Here is a 16,925-nt window from a genome sequence, read left to right on the forward strand (position 1 = left end):
AGTTCATTGCTCAGTATAGTGATAAAAGGCAACTACGGGCGAATAGTTGGAGAGAATTCCGTCGAACCGATTCTGATTGATAAATTTCTCAATAAATGTTGGCTCATCAAGCGTCCAGACGTATACGGTGCGACCCTGCGCTTTCATGGCCAGTACCTCATCCGTTTGGGGGCCTAGTGTCCAGCGGGGGGCCCAGATACCTGCGCCGATACTGCGTGTAATAGCGGTGTCCAGTTCGCATAAAATGGGCGTATTTGCCTTGCTTTCCAAGGCTTTGTAGGAGTCCAGCGCATCGGTAGTAGGCAGACCAATCACAATAGTCAGGTCGCGGCCAGCCTGCTTTGCCTTCTGGTTATATTTTTGCTGAATAGCCTGTACGGGTTCCATAGGACCAGCGTATTTAGTGTCGAGCCAGACGAATGTAAGATCTGTATTGTACACAACGGCCTCCAGTGCTTCCTCCAGCGTTGGGATTTTCTCCCCATTCACCAACCGGACCAGGGCACTTAGCTGTTTGTACGTATACGACTCCAGTGAACCCGTCAGCCCATTTTTCTGAATGAGTCGTAAGTTTAGTGTATTGTCGTGGTAGAGTACCGGCACTCCATCTTTCGTGTAGCGTACATCCATCTCAATGCCCGTTGCTCCCAGGCGAGACGCCAGCTTGATAATGGCTACCGAATTTTCGGAAGCGGGCAGTAAGTCGGCGGTACGACCACCCGAACGGTGAGCCATAATGCTGAACGGTCTTTTGTTCAGCGGTCGTGCGTACTGCAACGTTAGTGGCTGAGTTGGCGCATCCTTACCGGCCCCATACAATCCTTTGATTACCAGTGAATCACCAACGGGCAACTTTCCCGTAAATGCCTGTAGCCTGCCATTGTGTTTAGCCTGCACAACCAAACGGGCCAGACCAATATCAGCATTTACCAGTTTACGCCAGTACCCATTCATCACCAGGCTGTCAGTCTGCGCACTACCCTCCAGGTTGAAATAGGCCGCATCAATGCCCGTAAACACCGATAGATAATGCGTTGAGTCAGTTCCCTCCAGTAGATAAGACCATTTCAGTGCAACCTCGCTGCCAAACTGCGTCGACCCATCAGAAACAACGTAAACACCTTCCATAGCCTGACGGACAGCCGGGGAAAACCGGCCGGAGCCAGGTGAATTTGAGAATGTATACGGCAGGGGTGCTTCGTACTCTTTTCGACAACCACCAAAGGCGATAACGAATAAGATGGGCACCAGGCAGGAATATCGTTTCACAGAATAAACGCGAAAATAAGTTGCGGATAAAACAGGTTCCGGTCAAATGTATCGTACAGGGACCAAAGCTGCCAGTTGAAATTTGAGTAAGCCGCCCGAAAGCCTGCCGATACGTACCGCTGATGGTAAAACGGTTGTTCCAGTACAATTGTGAAGGCAAACCCGTTTACCTGTAAACGATCCCGAACAATAGCCAGTGTACCCACTTCCGAGCGGTAATAATGATCCAGTATCACTTCAGATTTTACCGTTAAACGGAGGTCATTCTTCAGACGGTAGCCTACAGACACGTTCGGCATGGATTCAAGGCCGTAGGCCTGACTACTGAAAACGTCCTTTATTTCCAGTGCACCTCCCCATCCACTAACATCGTACCCCGCCGACACCGCCAGTCGGTCCGTTATTGGCCTGGCCCACCGCAGGCCCAGGCTTAGGTTATTCTGAACGAACTGGGTTTGAAACCGTCCGGCAAAAAATAATCGTTTGGTCAGGCCCCGCTGAAAATTAAGGTCGATGGCAGGCACACTTACCCTTACTTCCTCGGTCAGTTCGGGCGGTGTAGTCGTGAAAACAAGGCCCAGGGAATTACGCCAGGTGTGCGGCAGCGGTGCCTGAGGAAAATAAATTTCTGATTTCCTCGGCTTGCTTTCGGCCGACTGGGCACTAGCAAAGAAGGGTATTCCAAGCAGGAAGACTACAAATAAGTAGCCCCTGATACGCTTACGTCGAACTGTAGTCACCTGGCGGGTTTGTATTAGAGTGATTTGTAAACCGCACTAGGGAACAATATGTTGCGGAGGTACTACAAAATCAGTACAAATAGCAGGCCAACCACCCGTGTTTTACCCCCGTTGGATGCCGAATCCGGTAATAACTCCACATTTTTCTACCCGCTCAGGTAATGTAACCAGTCAGGTCAACTTTACAGGCATACACCACTATTGCACCCTTGTTAGCGCAATAGTGGTGTATGTATGGTATCGGTAGAACTTATTGGAAAACCTCTGCTAGCTGACTTTGCATAAGCCGGTTCATAGACTCCCAAGTTTTGTCCCAGGAGTTAGCCAGCAGGTACTCATCCACGGCCACCCAGTTGTCCGAGAAGTTAGGTTGGTCGAGTGCTTTTTCAATCTCCTGCTCAAATGCCGAAGCTGAATCAGCAATGAGCACGGGTGCCCATCCACCGTAGGTACTGACCACATCGTTAATTTTTGTCGAAACCACGGGCAAACCAGCCGCCAGGTATTCGGGCGTTTTGGTCGGGCTGATGTACCGGGTAGCTTCGTTGATGGCAAATGGCATAATTGCCACATCCCACTGACTAAAATAGGCCGGTAGTTCAGCGTATGCTTTCATACCCAGGTAATGAATATTAGCAGCTTTGGGAAGTGCGGCCGGATTAATTTTCACCACTGGACCCAACAGGATGAACTGCCAGTCGGGGCGCTGCTGAACCAGTGCTGCCAGCAGGTCAATATTCATCCGCTCGTCAATCACTCCACAGAATCCAACGCGGGGGCCTGATGGAATAGACTGCATATCATTGGGTACAGGTAACGAATGCCGGGCGGGCTCAAAATGGTTGTAGTCGATGCTGCTCGGGAAAGCAAACACATTGGCGTGCCGGTTCAGTTTGGCCTCATACAGACTTAGTCCACCGGTGAATACCAGATCTGCTTTGGCTAGCAAGGCTTTTTCCTGCTCAAGCAGACTGGGTGGTGCGCCCAGAAAAGCAGACAGTTCATCCATGCAGTCGTAAACAGTCAGGCGCGGAGTGAGGTGATCGCTAAAACGAAGTGCCATCGGGGTATAATACCAGGCAACAAATTCCTGAATACTATTTTGACTAAGCAGATCGTTCACTGCTTCCCGCTGTTGATGGATAATATCCTCATGCGGCATGCCATGTTTCAGGTGGGGCACCACCACCGTAATTGTTTCGCTAACGGCCCGCGTCTCAACCCATTGCCTGTCGCCATACACCGGCTCTTCAATGAACCAGACCCGCCATACCTGGCTGGCCCGACTCAGCAAATGCTGCGGGCGCTGGTAGACAAAATTCCAGCGCAGATGAGAAAAACAAAGCAAATTGTTAACACTATGATTGGTTAATCCTACTCCCGGGGATTGATGTTCAACTAGTTTATTGATTGTACTTGTATGTACTGAGGAAGTCTCCCCTAAATTTTGTTGCTGAAACATAAGTTGAATTGTGAGCTATAGTTTTGGGCAATAAGAATACAAACCGAGTAGAGTTGACTTTGTTAAGGCGATAAGAGACAAAATTGAAGGTATTTTGTGTTTCCTATCTGGTGGTCTCGCATCAGGCGCGCTAAACCAGCCGGTCAGGAAAGAAATACCTGTCAGACCAGCGTAACTTCGTCGTCAGCCTGATGCTGTTTTCAGGGTTGTCATCACCCTGCTCCAGTTATTTGCGGCCTGTTTTTTATGGACAGCCATTTCAGTAAACTGTTTCGTAAAACAATCGGTCGCACTACGGATTTATACGGGCATGGAATCCATTCAAATAGCCCCTCCTGCCAGCCAGACAATCCTTTCACTGGATGCCCCCTCTCAGCTCAACCCATTACTGGATCGCATTGCCGAACTGGCTCCCGACACCGATAGAGAAGGGGAATTCCCGGAAAATGCGTTCAACGAGTTAGCCGATGCTGGCTTGCTGGCCATTACACTGCCCGGACACGACCTTGATTTTACCCAGGGACGAACAGCCCGGCTGCTCCATTTGTTGAAGCGGATTGGCTCGGCCAACCTGGCTGTTGGACGCGTGTACGAAGGACACATCAATGCCCATTACCTCGTTCATTTGTACGCTACCCCAGCGCAGCAGGCAATGTGGTACGCAGATGCCAGCCAGCACCACCGGTTGTTCAGCGTCTGGAATACGCAGGCGGAAGACGGTATTCGTATTGACAAAGTAAACGGATCATACCGGCTCACGGGTGCCAAAACGTTCTGCTCCGGGGCCAACTGGGTGCAGCGCCCCCTGATAACTGGCCACTTGCAGGCGGAGTCAAAAAATGGCTGGCAGATGGCTATCGTACCCACAGAACGGGTTGGAGAAATAAGGCAGGATGAACGCTTCTGGCAACCACTGGGGATGCGGGCTTCGGCTAGCTTTAAACTTGATTTTACCGGCGTTGAAGTAGCGGAATCCGACCTGCTGGGTCAACCGGGGGACTACCTTCGGCAGCCCTACTTTAGTGGAGGAGCTATCCGCTTTGCCGCCGTGCAGCTGGGCGGTGCCGAAGCCATTTTTCAGGCTACCCGCTCATTCCTGATGGCTATGAACCGCACGGATGACCTCCTCCAGCAGACCCGGCTTGCCGAAATGGCTTACCTGATTGAATCGGGAAATCAGTGGCTCCAGTCTGCCGGGGATAAAACCGATCAATGGCTGGCCCAGGGAACAGACTGGGCCACAATTGTTGGATACGCTAACATGACGCGCACCGCCATTGAAGAAATCTGTTTGCGCGTGATGCCACTGGCAGAGCGCTGTGTAGGGGCAAGGGGCCTCCTTCGCCCCAACCCATTTGAGCGACTCCACCGCGACCTGACCCTGTACCTGCGCCAGCCTGCCCCGGATGCTACCCTGGTGGACATTGGGAAGTATGTACTGACAAACCCGCAGCAAGCCGATGAACTCTGGTCATAAATACGTCCAGCTATTGGAAGAGCGAGCTGTGCCGTTAACCGACTTTCAACCTATCGGTTCGGCCCTGGTAATGGCACCGCACCCCGATGATGAGTCGCTGGGCTGTGGTGGAACCATTGCCCTGTTGCGCGAGAGAGGATACGCTGTCCACGTGCTTTTTGTGAGCGATGGGACCATGTCGCACCCAAACTCGAACGCGTATCCAGCTTCCCGGTTGCGTGACCTGCGGGAACGCGAAGCGCGCGAAGCATTGCGGCAACTACACATTGATGCCGATGCCTGTACATTCCTGCGTTACCCCGACCGTCGGGTGCCAGCGGGCCGCGATTCAGGTTTTCCGGAAGCCGTTGCCCGCGTAGCAACTCTATTGGATAAGGTGAAACCCAACACCGTATTCATGCCCTGGCAACGGGACCCCCACCCAGACCACCGCGCCTGCTGGCAAATTGGTCAGGCAGCAGTTCAACAAAGTCACGCAAAGCCCAGAATACTGGAATACCTGATCTGGTTGTGGGAACTGGGAACGCCGGACGACTTGCCCACGCCCGACGAAAGAAAAGTCTGGCAGGTGGCTATTGAGTCGGTAATGAACCAGCGGAACCAGGCTATAACGGCCCATCAATCTCAGGTGACCCGGCTGATTGATGACGACCCGACTGCTTTTTATTTATCCCCCGAACTGCTGCGCCATTTCGATCCACCCCGTGAGTTATTTCTGGAAGCTACAGGTCTTTAATTATTTACCACAATAACTAATCCGTTATGTCAACGCCATCAGATAGTCTTGATCAAGCTTACTTCGACCGGGTTTATGAGGCCAATGCCGATCCCTGGTCTTTTGCTACCAGCCCTTACGAGTACCAAAAATATAAGGCGACAGTGGATGCTTTACCACGGGCGCATTACGCCAATGCGTTCGAGATTGGCTGCTCCATCGGGGTGCTGACCCAGATGCTGGCTGACCGCTGCGACCAACTGCTGGCCGTGGATGCCAGTGCATTGCCATTGCAGACTGCCCGCGAAAAACTGGCCGCTTACCCCAACGTCGCGATTCAACAAATGAGCATCCCCGGCGAATTTCCAGACGACACCTTCGACCTTGTTATTCTGTCGGAAGTAGGGTATTACCTGTCAATGCCCGATCTGGAACACGCCCGGCAGTTGCTGGTAGACAGCCTACGTCCCGGAGGTCATTTGCTGCTGGTTCACTGGACTCCTTTCGTCCATGACTATCCACTGACCGGGGATCAGGTCCATGACTCTTTTTTACAGGAAGCCCGGCCAGGAGGGCCATTGAATCATCTAACCAACCAGCGGGAATCTACGTACCGGCTGGATTTGTTCGAGAAAAGACCGCACTAAAATGATACACTCGATCAGGCAGCGTTCATTGACTGAATAAGCAGCCGCAACTCGCTGATGGCCGCTTTTATGGGCACGGATTGCCAGTACGAAGCCCAGGGGCCTGTGGCCTGCCGGTTTTCTGTATTTTCCCACAACTGACCAAAGTACGTCGCCTGGTTTAGTTGACCGCGTAGCCAGTATGCATCAACCATTAAATCGGTTGCAACGCGGGTCAGCCCATCTGCCGATTGGCTGATATGACGCTTCTGCCAGATTGTACGCAGTCGATGCCGGTTTACCAATCGCCGGTAAATGGCCTGTGGTGCCTCCACCAACTGACACTGACTGGTCTCATTCAACGCTTCCCAATACCGAAGTTGCTCCGAAAATCCCACGTCGACCCGTCCCCTGGTTCGGGTTGAGGTAGTTACGCGGACCTGCGGACTCTTGCGAATCGGGGTGTCCGTTCGCAGCAGGGCGCGGTACAGGGCTTCATCTTCCAGATGCGGCACGTTTGGTAGTCCCCCCACTCGTTCGTAAGCAGCGCAGGTCAGGGCCAGACTAGCCCCGAAATGCTGAAAATGGCGGGGCCAGGGGTCTACAGGCTGGGGATCGAGACAGGCTTCCAGCTGGGCGATAAGCATCCGGTAGGTTACGTCGCGCAGGTGATTGAGCCGAACCAGTTTACCATCGGGACAGGTAAGAATTCGCCCACCAACCACTTCGCACCCCCGCCTGATTTCGGCCCGTATCTGGTCAATCCAGTAAGCATCAACCACAGTATCGGCATCGGTAGACGCGATAATACCATCCGGACGGCCAACCTGAAACAACCGCTGACAGGCGGCATCCATGAGCATCCGCCGGGCGGTTCCCACGTTGGCCTTGTCGGGAGGGAGGGAAACGACCGCCACCCGAAGTGGAAAATCAGGATACCGCTGCCGGTACGCCTGCACCATGGCAACAGAATGATCCGTACAATTATTCAGCAACAGTAATACTTCATACGTTGACAGGGGAACGGGTGCGCCGTTTTGCTGTCGCTGGTTGCGTAGCGCATTCAGTGCCTGCTCAAGATGGTTTGATTCGTTTCGGGCAGGAATAACGACCGAAACACGTAACTGGGGATCAGGCAAATAGGAATCAAACAGGACAGATTGAACGGGTAGCAGGATAGACAACGGAGCAGGCGTAGACTGCATAATATAATTATACTCACGGGGAAAAGACGCGTAGTCGATAAAGTGAGTAGACTCTAAACAGCCCGTAAGCCGGATTGTTACGGATTGCGCTGTATTGGGAGTAGCTTCCAACAAAACCAGTAAACACCGGTTTAGTAGTATTAGTGAACTACTCAATTTTTGCTTAATGACACGATGGATACGAACGAATTCAGACCCCAATCCGAAGAAATTCCCGGTCAGCAACTCCCATACCCAGCCAAACAATCGGACATGGACCCGGCCCCCGACAGCAACCTGTCTAATTACAAACCGGCGGGAAAACTAACCGATAAAGTGGCCATTATCACCGGTGCCGACTCAGGTATTGGCCGGGCAGTTGCAATTGCGTTTGCCATGGAAGGTGCGGATGTCGCTATCCTGTACAACGAGAACACCGACGATGCCAATACCACCAGAAAAATGGTGGAGAGCAAGGGTCGGAAATGCCTGGTTATCCAGGCCGACGTTCGTGATTCGGCGGCCTGTCGGGATGCCATAAAACAGACCGTAGATGCGTATGGCAAACTCAATATCCTGGTGAACAATGCGGCTTACCAGATGGCCCAGGAAAAGCTGGAAGACATTAGTGACGAGCAGTTTCGCCGGACGTTCGAAACCAATATTTTCGGCTATTTCTTTATGGCCAAAGCGGCTTTGCCTCACTTACAGGCGGGCGATGCCATCATTAATACAGGGAGCATTGTCGGGATTGTGGGTAACCCGATTCTGGTCGATTATACCGCTACCAAGGGCGCCATTCACGCGTTCACCAAGTCACTGGCGATTCAGCTCGGCGAACGCAATATCCGCGTTAACTGCGTAGCTCCCGGCCCCGTCTGGACCCCGAATATTCCCGCTACCATGCCCGAAGATGAAGTTAAGAATTTCGGACACGAAGTAGCCCTGGCCCGACCCGGCCAACCCGAAGAGCTAGCCCCTGCCTACGTGTTGCTGGCATCCAGCGATGGTAGCTTCATAACGGGCAGCATTGTAGAGGTAACGGGCGGCAAATTAGGTTAATCAGCCTCCAGACACGCAATCCACATGCCCGAAAAGTATCCCAATGGCACAGTACGTGCCCTGCTGCTAACCAACCAGGTTACCGAAGTAACCCGGCAGGCGCTGACGGAACGCCTTGAAACATCTTACCGAAAGCCTGATTTTTTCTCTGAAACCGCATTCGGTCTGTTGAAAGCCATTTGCCGTCGGCTAGTGCCGCAGGATGAAAACCAGCCTCACATCGATATAGCAGGCGGTATTGACGAGCGGTTGGTCCAGAACAAGTCGGACGGCTGGCGTTACGACACCATGCCTGCCGATGGGGAGGCCTACAAACTTGGTCTGGCGGGTGTAGAGGAAACAGCTTCGCTGCTGTTTGAGGCATCGTTCCAGTCCCTTTCCGAAGAGCAGCAGGACGAGGTGCTGCAACAGATTCAGCAGGAAGATGCACCGGGTGAGACTTGGAAGAAACTCCCTGCAAACCGGTTTTTTGAAGAACTACTCGCCGAAGCAACCACCAACTACTACAGTCATCCGCTGGCGCAGGAAGCCATTGGCTATGTGGGCATGGCTGACGTACCCGGCTGGCAGCGCATTGGCCTGAATCAACTGGAAGACCGGGAACCGAAGGAAATAATGATAAATGATGAATGATGAGTGCTTGTACGTACTAATCATTCATCATTTATCACTCACTACTCAAAAAAATATGCCTTACTCAACCTCCGAAACGGTTGACGCCGTCGTGATTGGCACGGGGGCGGGCGGTGCGCCTTTACTGGCCCGGCTCGCAGCCGCGGGGCTGAAAGTGGTTGCCCTCGAAGCGGGAAAACACTGGAATCCAGCCACTGATTTTGCTACTGACGAAAAAGCACAGGAAAAACTATTCTGGACTGACGAACGACTGAGTGCCGGAGCGGATCCAATTCCCTTTGGCAGCAACAACTCTGGTATAGGTGTGGGCGGTTCTACCCTGCACTATACAGCTTACACCCCACGCGCCCAGCCGGATGATTTACGCATTCGGACGGATTTTGGCGTGGGTGAAGACTGGCCCATTCCGTTCGATCAGCTTGAACCGTACTACGATGAAGTAGAGCAGTTTCTGGGTGTTTCGGGGCCGTCGCCCTATCTGTGGGGACCGACCAGAAAACAAAAATATGCACTGGGTCCATTACCTATAAACGGGGCAGGACAGCTCATGCAGCGCGGGTGCGAGCAACTTGGCATCAAAACGTCCCCGGCGGCTAATGCCGCCTTGTCGGCCGACTATTATCAGGCAGGTGTTGGGCATCGCAAGGCCTGTACCAACCGGGGCTTCTGTCAGGCTGGGTGCACTACAGGAGCCAAAGCCAGTATGGATGTCACCTACATTCCGCTGGCACTCCACCATGGGGCCGAAATCAGGCCGGAGAGTTTCGTTACGCAGCTTATCACCGACGGGTCGGGCAAGATTCGGGAAGTAATTTATGTGCGCAATGGGCAGGAAGAGCGGCAACGCTGTCGATTCGTGTTCCTGTGCGCGGGTACTGTAGAAACGGCCCGGCTGTTGCTACTGAATGGCCTGGCCAATAGTAGCGGGCAGGTAGGCCGCAACGTAATGGCCCACACGGCCCTGCAAATATGGGGTGAGTTCGACGAGGATATTCGGCCCTACAAAGGCGTTCCGGGTGCCCTGATTTCTGAAGATACCCACCGCCCTGCGCGAGCGGATTTTGCCGGGGGCTACCTGCTTCAGTCAATTGGGGTAATGCCGGTTACGTATCTTTCCCAGATGGCACGGGCGCGGGGTTTGTGGGGGCAGGAGTTGAAACGGGCCGCGCTGGCTTACAATCACGTAGCGGGGATAAACATCCTCGGCGACTGCCTGCCCGCTGTGGGTAATTACCTGGAGCTGGCCGACGAAAAAGATAGTCGGCAGATGCCTAAACCACGGGTTTACTTTTCGAACGGCGAAAACGAAAAACGGATGACTGCCCATGCAGATAAAATTATGCGCGCCATCTGGGACGCGGCCGGGGCTAAAAACGTCTGGGCATTTCCGCGCAACGCTCACATCATTGGCACCTGCCGGATGGGTGAAAGTGCCGATGCGGCCGTGGTCAACGCCGACGGGCAGTCTTTTGACGTACCGAATCTATACATCAGCGATAATTCCACATTTCCCAGTGCCCTCAGCGTCAACCCCGCACTGACGATTATGGCGCTGGCACTCCGCACGGCGGATCGGTTTCTCGAACAACGGAAGTGAACAGACTGTTCGCCCTATCATAATAAGACAATCATCTACAACGAGTTAACCGTGGATATACATCCATACGCTGATACATGGCTGATAAGAATTTTTTAAATCACATCAAGAAAAAGTTTGGGGATAGCAATTACGAGGGCGACCAGTTTGGGGGAGCCGCCGGCAATGACGGTAGCGGATTACCTCTCAACAACCCCGGCAATTTCATGTTTGCCACGGGCATCGAATGCTCTTACCCAACCATCAAACACGGCAAGGTACGCCGGGATTTATTGCGGGAATGCGACCATTACAACCGCTACAAGGAAGACCTCGGGCTGGTGAAAGAGCTGGGGCTAAACTTTCTGCGATACGGCTTGCCGTATTACAGTATCCACAAGGAACCGGGCAAGTTCGACTGGAGTTTTGCCGACGAGGCCATGGCCGAAATGAAACGACTGAAAATTACGCCCATTCTGGATTTAATGCACTTTGGCGTGCCGGACTGGATTGAAAACTTTCAGAACCCGGAACTGCCCCTTCACTTTGCCGAATATGCCGGTGCCGTGGCCGAGCGGTATCCCTGGGTACGGTATTACACACCAGTCAACGAAATTTACGTTACGGCCCGCATCAGTGCCAAAGATGGCAACTGGAATGAGCAGCTCAAAACCGATAAAGGCTTCGTTACGGCGCTTAAACACTGCGTGGCTGCCAGTATTATGGGCAATCATGAAATTGCCAAACGCCGAAACGACTGCATCATCGTACAGAGCGAAAGTGCCGAATATACGCATGAATTCTGCGCTACTCCTACCCCTGAGGTCGGGCTGGAGAATGAACTTCGCTTTTTGTCGCTGGACCTGCTTTATGCCAATTCACCATCGGCCACGGTAGCCATGTACATGATGGACAATGGGTTGACCCGTGAAGAGTACGACTGGTTTATGGCGGGTAAACCACCTGGTTATCAGATTATGGGCAACGATTATTACGGCCGGAACGAGCGAATAAAACTGCCCGATGGCACTATCGAAACCTCAATGGATGTACTGGGCTGGTACGAGATAACCAAAGAATATTACGAGCGGTATCATATGCCCATCATGCATACCGAAACTAACGTATTCGATCCGGACCTGGCCCCAATGTGGCTCTACAAGCAATGGGTCAGCATCATGCGGATGCGCCGGGACGGAGCACCTGTTATGGGTTTTACGTGGTATAGCCTGATTGACCAGTTAGACTGGGATTCCCAACTGAAGGAATTCAATAGTACCGTGAACGCCTGCGGGTTATATGACCTCGACCGCAAACCCCGGCCCGTTGCCGAAGCATATAAGACCCTGCTGAAAGAGTTTGGTCAGATCACGGTCATTCCGCACGCGGAAATGCTGGAAATTACGGAACGACCGGCGCGGTTGAAAGTTGCTATCTAATCCCCCTGGTTATGCATTATTTGGTCAATAACACGCAACTCAACGTGCTGGAATCAGGAAATGGGCCGTTGACACTCGTGTTTTTGCACTATTTTGGGGGCTCGGCAATGGAGTGGCAATTTGTGATAGCGCAGCTTGCCGACCAGTATCGGTGTGTGGCTGTCGATCTGCGTGGCCATGGCGATTCGTCGTCACCAGAAACGTATACGGTAGGGGATATGGCCGATGATGTGCAGGCGTTGACTCAGGCAATGGGTATTCAGGATTTTGTGCTGATTGGTCATTCCATGAGTGGCAAGGTGGCACTTGCCTTAGCCAGCAGGCAACCGGCTGGACTCCAGCTAGTATTGCTGCTGTCTCCTTCTCCGCCCGAACCAGAACCTATATCAGATACCGACCGGCAGGAGATGCTTGAAACGCACGGGCAGCAAACGGCAGCGGAAGAAACATATGCGAAGATCACGGCAAAGCCCCTTTCTAAATTGATAAAGGCGCAGATTATTGCCGATAATCTGCGCACATCCGAAGCGGCCTGGAACGCATGGCTGCTGCTGGGTAGTAAAGAGACTATTTCTGAACAGATGCTGTTCATCCTTGTTCCCATCCATATCCTGGTCGGCACAAAAGATAAAGCCTTACTACCCGATGTTCAACAAGAGATGACGTTACCCTACCTACCCGGTGCAACGCTCGAAAGCGTTGACGGGGCGGGGCATCTGCTGCCCTGGGAAACGCCGGATGAGCTTACTATTTTCATACGGGCAAAAGTAGGGGTAATGTGTAGTAACACCGAACTAAACTTATGACCTCTTCACTACTTGATAACCCATTTGAATCGTTCTGGTGGGCTGGTTTCGAATGCACCGACCAGCTTAACTGTTTTGGCAACCGGGTCGACTTTTTGACCATAACCGGGCACCTACAGGACTTGGAAGCTGATTATACCCGACTGACCCCTTTTGATATTCGGACTGTTCGGGAGGGAATTCAATGGAGCAAGGTCGAGAAAAGCGCGTATCAGTACGACTGGAGCACGGTGAAAACTATGCTCGCCGAAGGCAAACGGCAGGGGATTCAGCAAATCTGGGACCTGTGTCACTTCGGCTATCCCGACGACCTGACTCCGCTACACCCAATGTTTGCCCGGCGTTTTGCGGCCCTCTGCCGAGCCTTCGTCCGTTTTTACCGGGACCTGTATCCTGATGAACCGCTGGTGGTTACACCCATAAACGAGGTCAGCTTCATGTCGTGGCTGGGGGGTGATGTTCGCGGCACATCACCCTATTGCACCAATCAGGGCTGGGAAGTCAAACTGGGTCTCATGCGGGCTTACATTGAAGGGGTAGCGGCCATGCGGGAGATCGACCCGGCCATTCGTATTCTGACTACCGAGCCATTAATACATATTGTGCCCCCTTTCAGGGCTACGCCAAAGCAGGTTAGCGAGGCCCGGCGAGCGGATGAAAATCAGTTTCAGGCAATCGATATGCTGGCTGGCCGCATAGCTCCCGAACTGGGCGGATCACTGAATTATCTGGATATCATCGGTTTTAACTACTACTACGATAACCAATGGGTAGTTGACCATTCGCTCTATCTGCCCTGGGGCGACCCAGTGCCTGACCCCCGCTGGCTACCGCTGCACAGACTCCTGATAAGAGCGTACCAACGCTACAAAAGACCCATTGCCCTGACCGAAACCAGCCACCCCGGCGAGCATCGTCCCCACTGGATTAGTATGATTGGGCGGGAGTGTGCAGCCGTCATTCGAGCGGGTATACCGCTGTGGGGTGCCTGCATTTACCCCATCATTGACCGGCCCGACTGGGATCACCTGCACAACTGGCACCGTTCCGGCTTGTGGGATGCCGATCATACCGTTACCCCTCCCCGCCGGGTGTTGTATGAGCCTTACGCCCGTGCGCTGTTGCAGGCCCAGCAGGTGATGAAGGCCGTCCGTGGGAATTAGGTAGTTGCTCGTTATTTTTGGTTCGCGAACCCCGTTTCTACCAACTTCGTCCGAATCGATTGGCTTACACTACGCTGTTTCTATCCATTCTATTCTCACTACTGACGTTGTCTACCACGGTTCGGAGTCAGTCGCAAAATTCGGTTTTCAGCCTGACAGATTCACTAACCAGCTATCTGAATCTATCGCCCCCGGAGGCTCGGATTAGTTTAAGCACCCGCTCGCTGGTTGATACCACGCTATCATTTGCGCACCGGGCCACTGTGCGGATACCGTCGGCCAGTGTAATTAAGTTGCCCATCATGCTGGAACTGATGGAGCGAGTTGAAGCTGGTACCATAAAGCTGGACGCTATTCATAGCCTGACCGAAGCCGAAAAGGTAGGTGGGGATGGGGTGCTAAAAACGTACCCTGACAAAAGCCGGGTTAGCTACCGGGAATTACTGCGCCTGATGCTGATCAAAAGTGATAATACCGCAACCAATATACTTATTCATCTACTTGGGCGCGATGCTGTAAACCAGCGCATACGAAAACTGGGTCTTGAGCGGAGTCAGCTAAATCGTGTGATGATGGACACGCTGGCGGCCAGACAGGGGCGGGAAAACTACGTGACAGCGCAGGAAATGAATACCCTGCTGGAAAAAGTATACCGATATCAGGTGGCTACGCCTGAACGTTGCGAGGAGATGCTGGCCATCCTGAAGCAGAACGAAGACACGCTTACCATCCCCCGGCTGTTACCAAAACGTGTGGTAATAGCGCATAAGACGGGGACGCTGGCCTATGTCCGGGGCGATGTCGGGATTGTTTATACGCAGAAACCGTTTTTGCTGGCGGTATTTGTGGAGGGCGTACCGACGCCGGAAGCCGAGCGGATTATCAGTGAGGTTGCGATGATATGCTATACTTATTTTTCGCGTTTATGACTACGTTCGCCGATAAGGCTATCCATTATTACGATAATCTGGCTGCACCAGCCAACCTGCCGACCGGTATCAACGTGATGAACCCGTATCAGGCCCCGGCCGTGCAGGAAATTGTGCATTCTTTTTACACCCGTTTTTTCAGCGATACGAAACCGCGCGTTTTTGTGCTGGGCATCAACCCCGGCCGTTTCGGGGCGGGCGTTACGGGCATTTCATTCACCACACCCCAGAATCTGCGCCGGTACTGCGGGATTGACAATGAGCTGCGCGATACGCCGGAATTGTCGAGTCGGTTTATTTACCAGGTCGTCGAAGCCTTCGGGGGAGCGGAGTCGTTTTACAGCTGTTTCTTTCTGAGTTCGCTGTTTCCGCTGGCGTTGACGAAGGATGGCCCCAACGGCGGACCGAAGAACTATAATTTCTATGATGACCGGGCTACTACCGCTGCCCTCTGGCCCGCCATTACGGAAACTATTCGAACGCAACTGGACTTTGGTGCCAACCGGAACGTGGCCGTTTGCCTGGGTCGGAAAAACGAAACGTACTTACGCCGACTGAATGAGCAGCAGGGCTTTTTCAGCCGTATCATTACGCTCGACCATCCCCGCTATATTTTGCAGTATAAGGCTAAAGACGTTCCTGCTTATCTGGAAAAATACATTGCTACGCTACAGGGATGTCTGGAAGAATCATAAAAAAACCGGCTCCGTAAAGAGCCGGTTTTTTAAAAGTCGCTATTTCTTCAGTTCCATATTGAACGTGTAAACGGTTGGATCAGGGGCCGGGTAATTTAGCATTCCCTGCCATTGCAGTTTCAGCGTGGGGCTCATACTGACGACTGTATACTCCGTTTTGGTGCCATCTGCTTTAGTAACCGTTAACTTGTTCGCATTCAACACCCATTTGCTGGATGCATCAATACCGGTGAAGGTGCTTACAGGTACCGGAATACTCTGACACGAGCTTGGATTGTCAGTCGTTGCTGTTCCATCTGCTTTGAATGTAATGGTCAGATCGTTCAAACAGGTGGTATTACTAAATAGCAGTTTTGACGCAGCAATGAGATCGCTGAACGTGCCCAGCACCTTGGGGTCAGCGGTAAGCGTAGTGATTTTGTAACTTCCCTCAATGGTGGTGGCAGGCGCTACCGGATCGGGGTTGTCGGATTTACAACTGTCGAACCCTAATAGCAGGGCCGTAATGGATGCGCACAGGAACAGGCGCGATAGATGTGCTTTTTTCATTCGTTTTGGTCGTTAGAGGTAAAAAACAGCGTCATACGCCGTATTGACACGCAAATAAAAACGTTACAGGATAAATTGAGCAACGAGTTTACGTATTTTTTTGTGTTTTTTTGCGCTTAACTCTGTCGTCAGAGATAGCTACGCTGAAAAGACCGCTCGCCAACTCACCAAGGAAGGGACTATTACGTGTGTATTTTGCTTCTGATTACTCGCTTTTGCTTATCTACCCGAATCACTTATCTCCCTATGCTTATAACGACTACTTCTGCCATTGAAGGCAAACGAATTACACAGTATATCGGCCTTGTCAATGGAGAGGCTATCATTGGTGCCAACCTGGTCAAGGATTTCTTCACCAGCATCCGCGATGTAGTGGGTGGTCAGACGGGAGCTTACGTACAGGCCCTTCGCGAAGCGAAAAGTATTGCCCTGAAGGAAATGGTTGATCAGGCTACCCGCCTGGGTGCCAACACCATTATTGGCGTTGACCTGGACTATCAAACCATTGGTGCCAATGGAGCCATGCTTATGGTAAGTGCCAACGGCACGGCGGTCGTCGCCGAAAGTATAAAACCTGCTTAATAGAAAAGCTTCGGGTTG

17 protein-coding genes are annotated in these 16,925 nt (G+C 52.4%); 12 read left to right on the forward strand and 5 right to left on the reverse strand.

The features are described 5' to 3' along the window. Positions 1-3: 3 nt before the first annotated feature. The 3 genes from B156_RS0105155 to B156_RS0105165 all read right to left on the reverse strand — a co-directional run bounded on the left by B156_RS0105155 (position 4) and on the right by B156_RS0105165 (position 3,357). Positions 4-1,269 (reverse strand): glycerophosphodiester phosphodiesterase, encoded by a 1,266-nt coding sequence (locus B156_RS0105155; protein WP_018618578.1) that lies wholly within the window; start codon positions 1,267-1,269, stop codon positions 4-6. Beyond that, positions 1,266-2,009, reverse strand: a complete 744-nt coding sequence (locus B156_RS0105160) for a hypothetical protein (protein ID WP_018618579.1) — start codon at positions 2,007-2,009, stop codon at positions 1,266-1,268. The genes B156_RS0105155 and B156_RS0105160 overlap by 4 nt, the downstream gene beginning before the upstream one ends. Positions 2,010-2,259: 250 nt before the next feature. Continuing rightward, a complete protein-coding gene (locus B156_RS0105165; protein WP_018618580.1) occupies positions 2,260-3,357 on the reverse strand; it encodes a glycosyltransferase in 1,098 nt (365 codons plus the stop codon). Positions 3,358-3,781: 424 nt separating this feature from the next. Between B156_RS0105165 and B156_RS0105170 the strand changes: the two genes are divergently transcribed. From B156_RS0105170 to B156_RS0105180, 3 genes are read left to right on the forward strand one after another with little or no spacing between them, the layout of a single operon-like run. Continuing rightward, positions 3,782-4,948: an acyl-CoA dehydrogenase family protein gene (locus B156_RS0105170; protein ID WP_018618581.1), complete on the forward strand. Its 1,167-nt coding sequence runs from the start codon at positions 3,782-3,784 to the stop codon at positions 4,946-4,948. Continuing rightward, positions 4,932-5,684: a PIG-L deacetylase family protein gene (locus tag B156_RS0105175; protein WP_018618582.1), complete on the forward strand. Its 753-nt coding sequence runs from the start codon at positions 4,932-4,934 to the stop codon at positions 5,682-5,684. The genes B156_RS0105170 and B156_RS0105175 overlap by 17 nt, the downstream gene beginning before the upstream one ends. 26 nt (positions 5,685-5,710) lie before the next feature. Beyond that, positions 5,711-6,310 (forward strand): class I SAM-dependent DNA methyltransferase, encoded by a 600-nt coding sequence (locus tag B156_RS0105180; protein ID WP_018618583.1) that lies wholly within the window; start codon positions 5,711-5,713, stop codon positions 6,308-6,310. Between the two features lie 14 nt (positions 6,311-6,324). On the opposite strand, the gene B156_RS0105185 is transcribed toward B156_RS0105180, so the two are convergent. Continuing rightward, positions 6,325-7,494: a glycosyltransferase family 2 protein gene (locus B156_RS0105185; RefSeq protein WP_040585205.1), complete on the reverse strand. Its 1,170-nt coding sequence runs from the start codon at positions 7,492-7,494 to the stop codon at positions 6,325-6,327. Between the two features lie 174 nt (positions 7,495-7,668). Between B156_RS0105185 and B156_RS0105190 the strand changes: the two genes are divergently transcribed. The 8 genes from B156_RS0105190 to B156_RS0105225 all read left to right on the forward strand — a co-directional run bounded on the left by B156_RS0105190 (position 7,669) and on the right by B156_RS0105225 (position 15,776). Beyond that, a complete protein-coding gene (locus tag B156_RS0105190; protein ID WP_018618585.1) occupies positions 7,669-8,535 on the forward strand; it encodes a glucose 1-dehydrogenase in 867 nt (288 codons plus the stop codon). Between the two features lie 24 nt (positions 8,536-8,559). Next, the gene (locus B156_RS0105195) at positions 8,560-9,168 is read left to right on the forward strand and encodes a gluconate 2-dehydrogenase subunit 3 family protein (RefSeq protein WP_018618586.1); all 609 of its coding nucleotides are present in this window, start codon (positions 8,560-8,562) and stop codon (positions 9,166-9,168) included. A 55-nt stretch (positions 9,169-9,223) separates the two neighbouring features. Further along, entirely contained in the window at positions 9,224-10,765 is a 1,542-nt protein-coding gene (locus B156_RS0105200; RefSeq protein WP_018618587.1) for a GMC family oxidoreductase, read from the forward strand. 77 nt (positions 10,766-10,842) lie between these two features. Then, a complete protein-coding gene (locus B156_RS0105205; RefSeq protein ID WP_018618588.1) occupies positions 10,843-12,183 on the forward strand; it encodes a family 1 glycosylhydrolase in 1,341 nt (446 codons plus the stop codon). Positions 12,184-12,194: 11 nt separating this feature from the next. After that, positions 12,195-12,989 carry an alpha/beta fold hydrolase gene (locus B156_RS0105210; RefSeq protein ID WP_018618589.1) on the forward strand — a complete coding sequence of 265 codons (795 nt, stop codon included), beginning with the start codon at positions 12,195-12,197 and terminating at the stop codon, positions 12,987-12,989. Continuing rightward, positions 12,986-14,152, forward strand: a complete 1,167-nt coding sequence (locus B156_RS0105215; RefSeq protein ID WP_018618590.1) for a glycoside hydrolase family 1 protein — start codon at positions 12,986-12,988, stop codon at positions 14,150-14,152. The genes B156_RS0105210 and B156_RS0105215 overlap by 4 nt, the downstream gene beginning before the upstream one ends. A 59-nt stretch (positions 14,153-14,211) precedes the next feature. Further along, the gene (locus B156_RS0105220) at positions 14,212-15,081 is read left to right on the forward strand and encodes a serine hydrolase (RefSeq protein WP_018618591.1); all 870 of its coding nucleotides are present in this window, start codon (positions 14,212-14,214) and stop codon (positions 15,079-15,081) included. Next, positions 15,078-15,776 (forward strand): uracil-DNA glycosylase family protein, encoded by a 699-nt coding sequence (locus B156_RS0105225; protein WP_018618592.1) that lies wholly within the window; start codon positions 15,078-15,080, stop codon positions 15,774-15,776. The genes B156_RS0105220 and B156_RS0105225 overlap by 4 nt, the downstream gene beginning before the upstream one ends. A gap of 39 nt (positions 15,777-15,815) precedes the next feature. Here B156_RS0105225 and B156_RS0105230 read toward each other — a convergent pair whose 3' ends face one another. Beyond that, a complete protein-coding gene (locus tag B156_RS0105230) occupies positions 15,816-16,325 on the reverse strand; it encodes a lipocalin-like domain-containing protein (RefSeq protein WP_018618593.1) in 510 nt (169 codons plus the stop codon). 246 nt (positions 16,326-16,571) lie between these two features. On the opposite strand from B156_RS0105230, the gene B156_RS0105235 reads away from it, so the two are divergent. After that, positions 16,572-16,907, forward strand: a complete 336-nt coding sequence (locus B156_RS0105235) for a heavy metal-binding domain-containing protein (RefSeq protein ID WP_018618594.1) — start codon at positions 16,572-16,574, stop codon at positions 16,905-16,907. The last annotated feature ends 18 nt before the right edge of the window (positions 16,908-16,925 follow it).

This window comes from Spirosoma luteum DSM 19990 (assembly GCF_000374065.1).
In the GTDB taxonomy this organism is placed as follows: Bacteria; Bacteroidota; Bacteroidia; order Cytophagales; family Spirosomataceae; genus Spirosoma; species Spirosoma luteum.

Bases quoted from the DNA above. Each gene is read 5' to 3' on its own strand.
- B156_RS0105170 (WP_018618581.1), top strand. From the start codon at position 3,782: ATGGAATCCATTCAAATAGCCCCTCCTGCCAGCCAGACAATCCTTTCA.
- B156_RS0105175 (WP_018618582.1), top strand. From the start codon at position 4,932: ATGAACTCTGGTCATAAATACGTCCAGCTATTGGAAGAGCGAGCTGTG.
- B156_RS0105180 (WP_018618583.1), top strand. From the start codon at position 5,711: ATGTCAACGCCATCAGATAGTCTTGATCAAGCTTACTTCGACCGGGTT.
- B156_RS0105185 (WP_040585205.1), bottom strand. From the start codon at position 7,494: ATGCAGTCTACGCCTGCTCCGTTGTCTATCCTGCTACCCGTTCAATCT.
- B156_RS0105190 (WP_018618585.1), top strand. From the start codon at position 7,669: ATGGATACGAACGAATTCAGACCCCAATCCGAAGAAATTCCCGGTCAG.
- B156_RS0105195 (WP_018618586.1), top strand. From the start codon at position 8,560: ATGCCCGAAAAGTATCCCAATGGCACAGTACGTGCCCTGCTGCTAACC.
- B156_RS0105200 (WP_018618587.1), top strand. From the start codon at position 9,224: ATGCCTTACTCAACCTCCGAAACGGTTGACGCCGTCGTGATTGGCACG.
- B156_RS0105205 (WP_018618588.1), top strand. From the start codon at position 10,843: ATGGCTGATAAGAATTTTTTAAATCACATCAAGAAAAAGTTTGGGGAT.
- B156_RS0105210 (WP_018618589.1), top strand. From the start codon at position 12,195: ATGCATTATTTGGTCAATAACACGCAACTCAACGTGCTGGAATCAGGA.
- B156_RS0105215 (WP_018618590.1), top strand. From the start codon at position 12,986: ATGACCTCTTCACTACTTGATAACCCATTTGAATCGTTCTGGTGGGCT.
- B156_RS0105225 (WP_018618592.1), top strand. From the start codon at position 15,078: ATGACTACGTTCGCCGATAAGGCTATCCATTATTACGATAATCTGGCT.
- B156_RS0105230 (WP_018618593.1), bottom strand. From the start codon at position 16,325: ATGAAAAAAGCACATCTATCGCGCCTGTTCCTGTGCGCATCCATTACG.
- B156_RS0105235 (WP_018618594.1), top strand. From the start codon at position 16,572: ATGCTTATAACGACTACTTCTGCCATTGAAGGCAAACGAATTACACAG.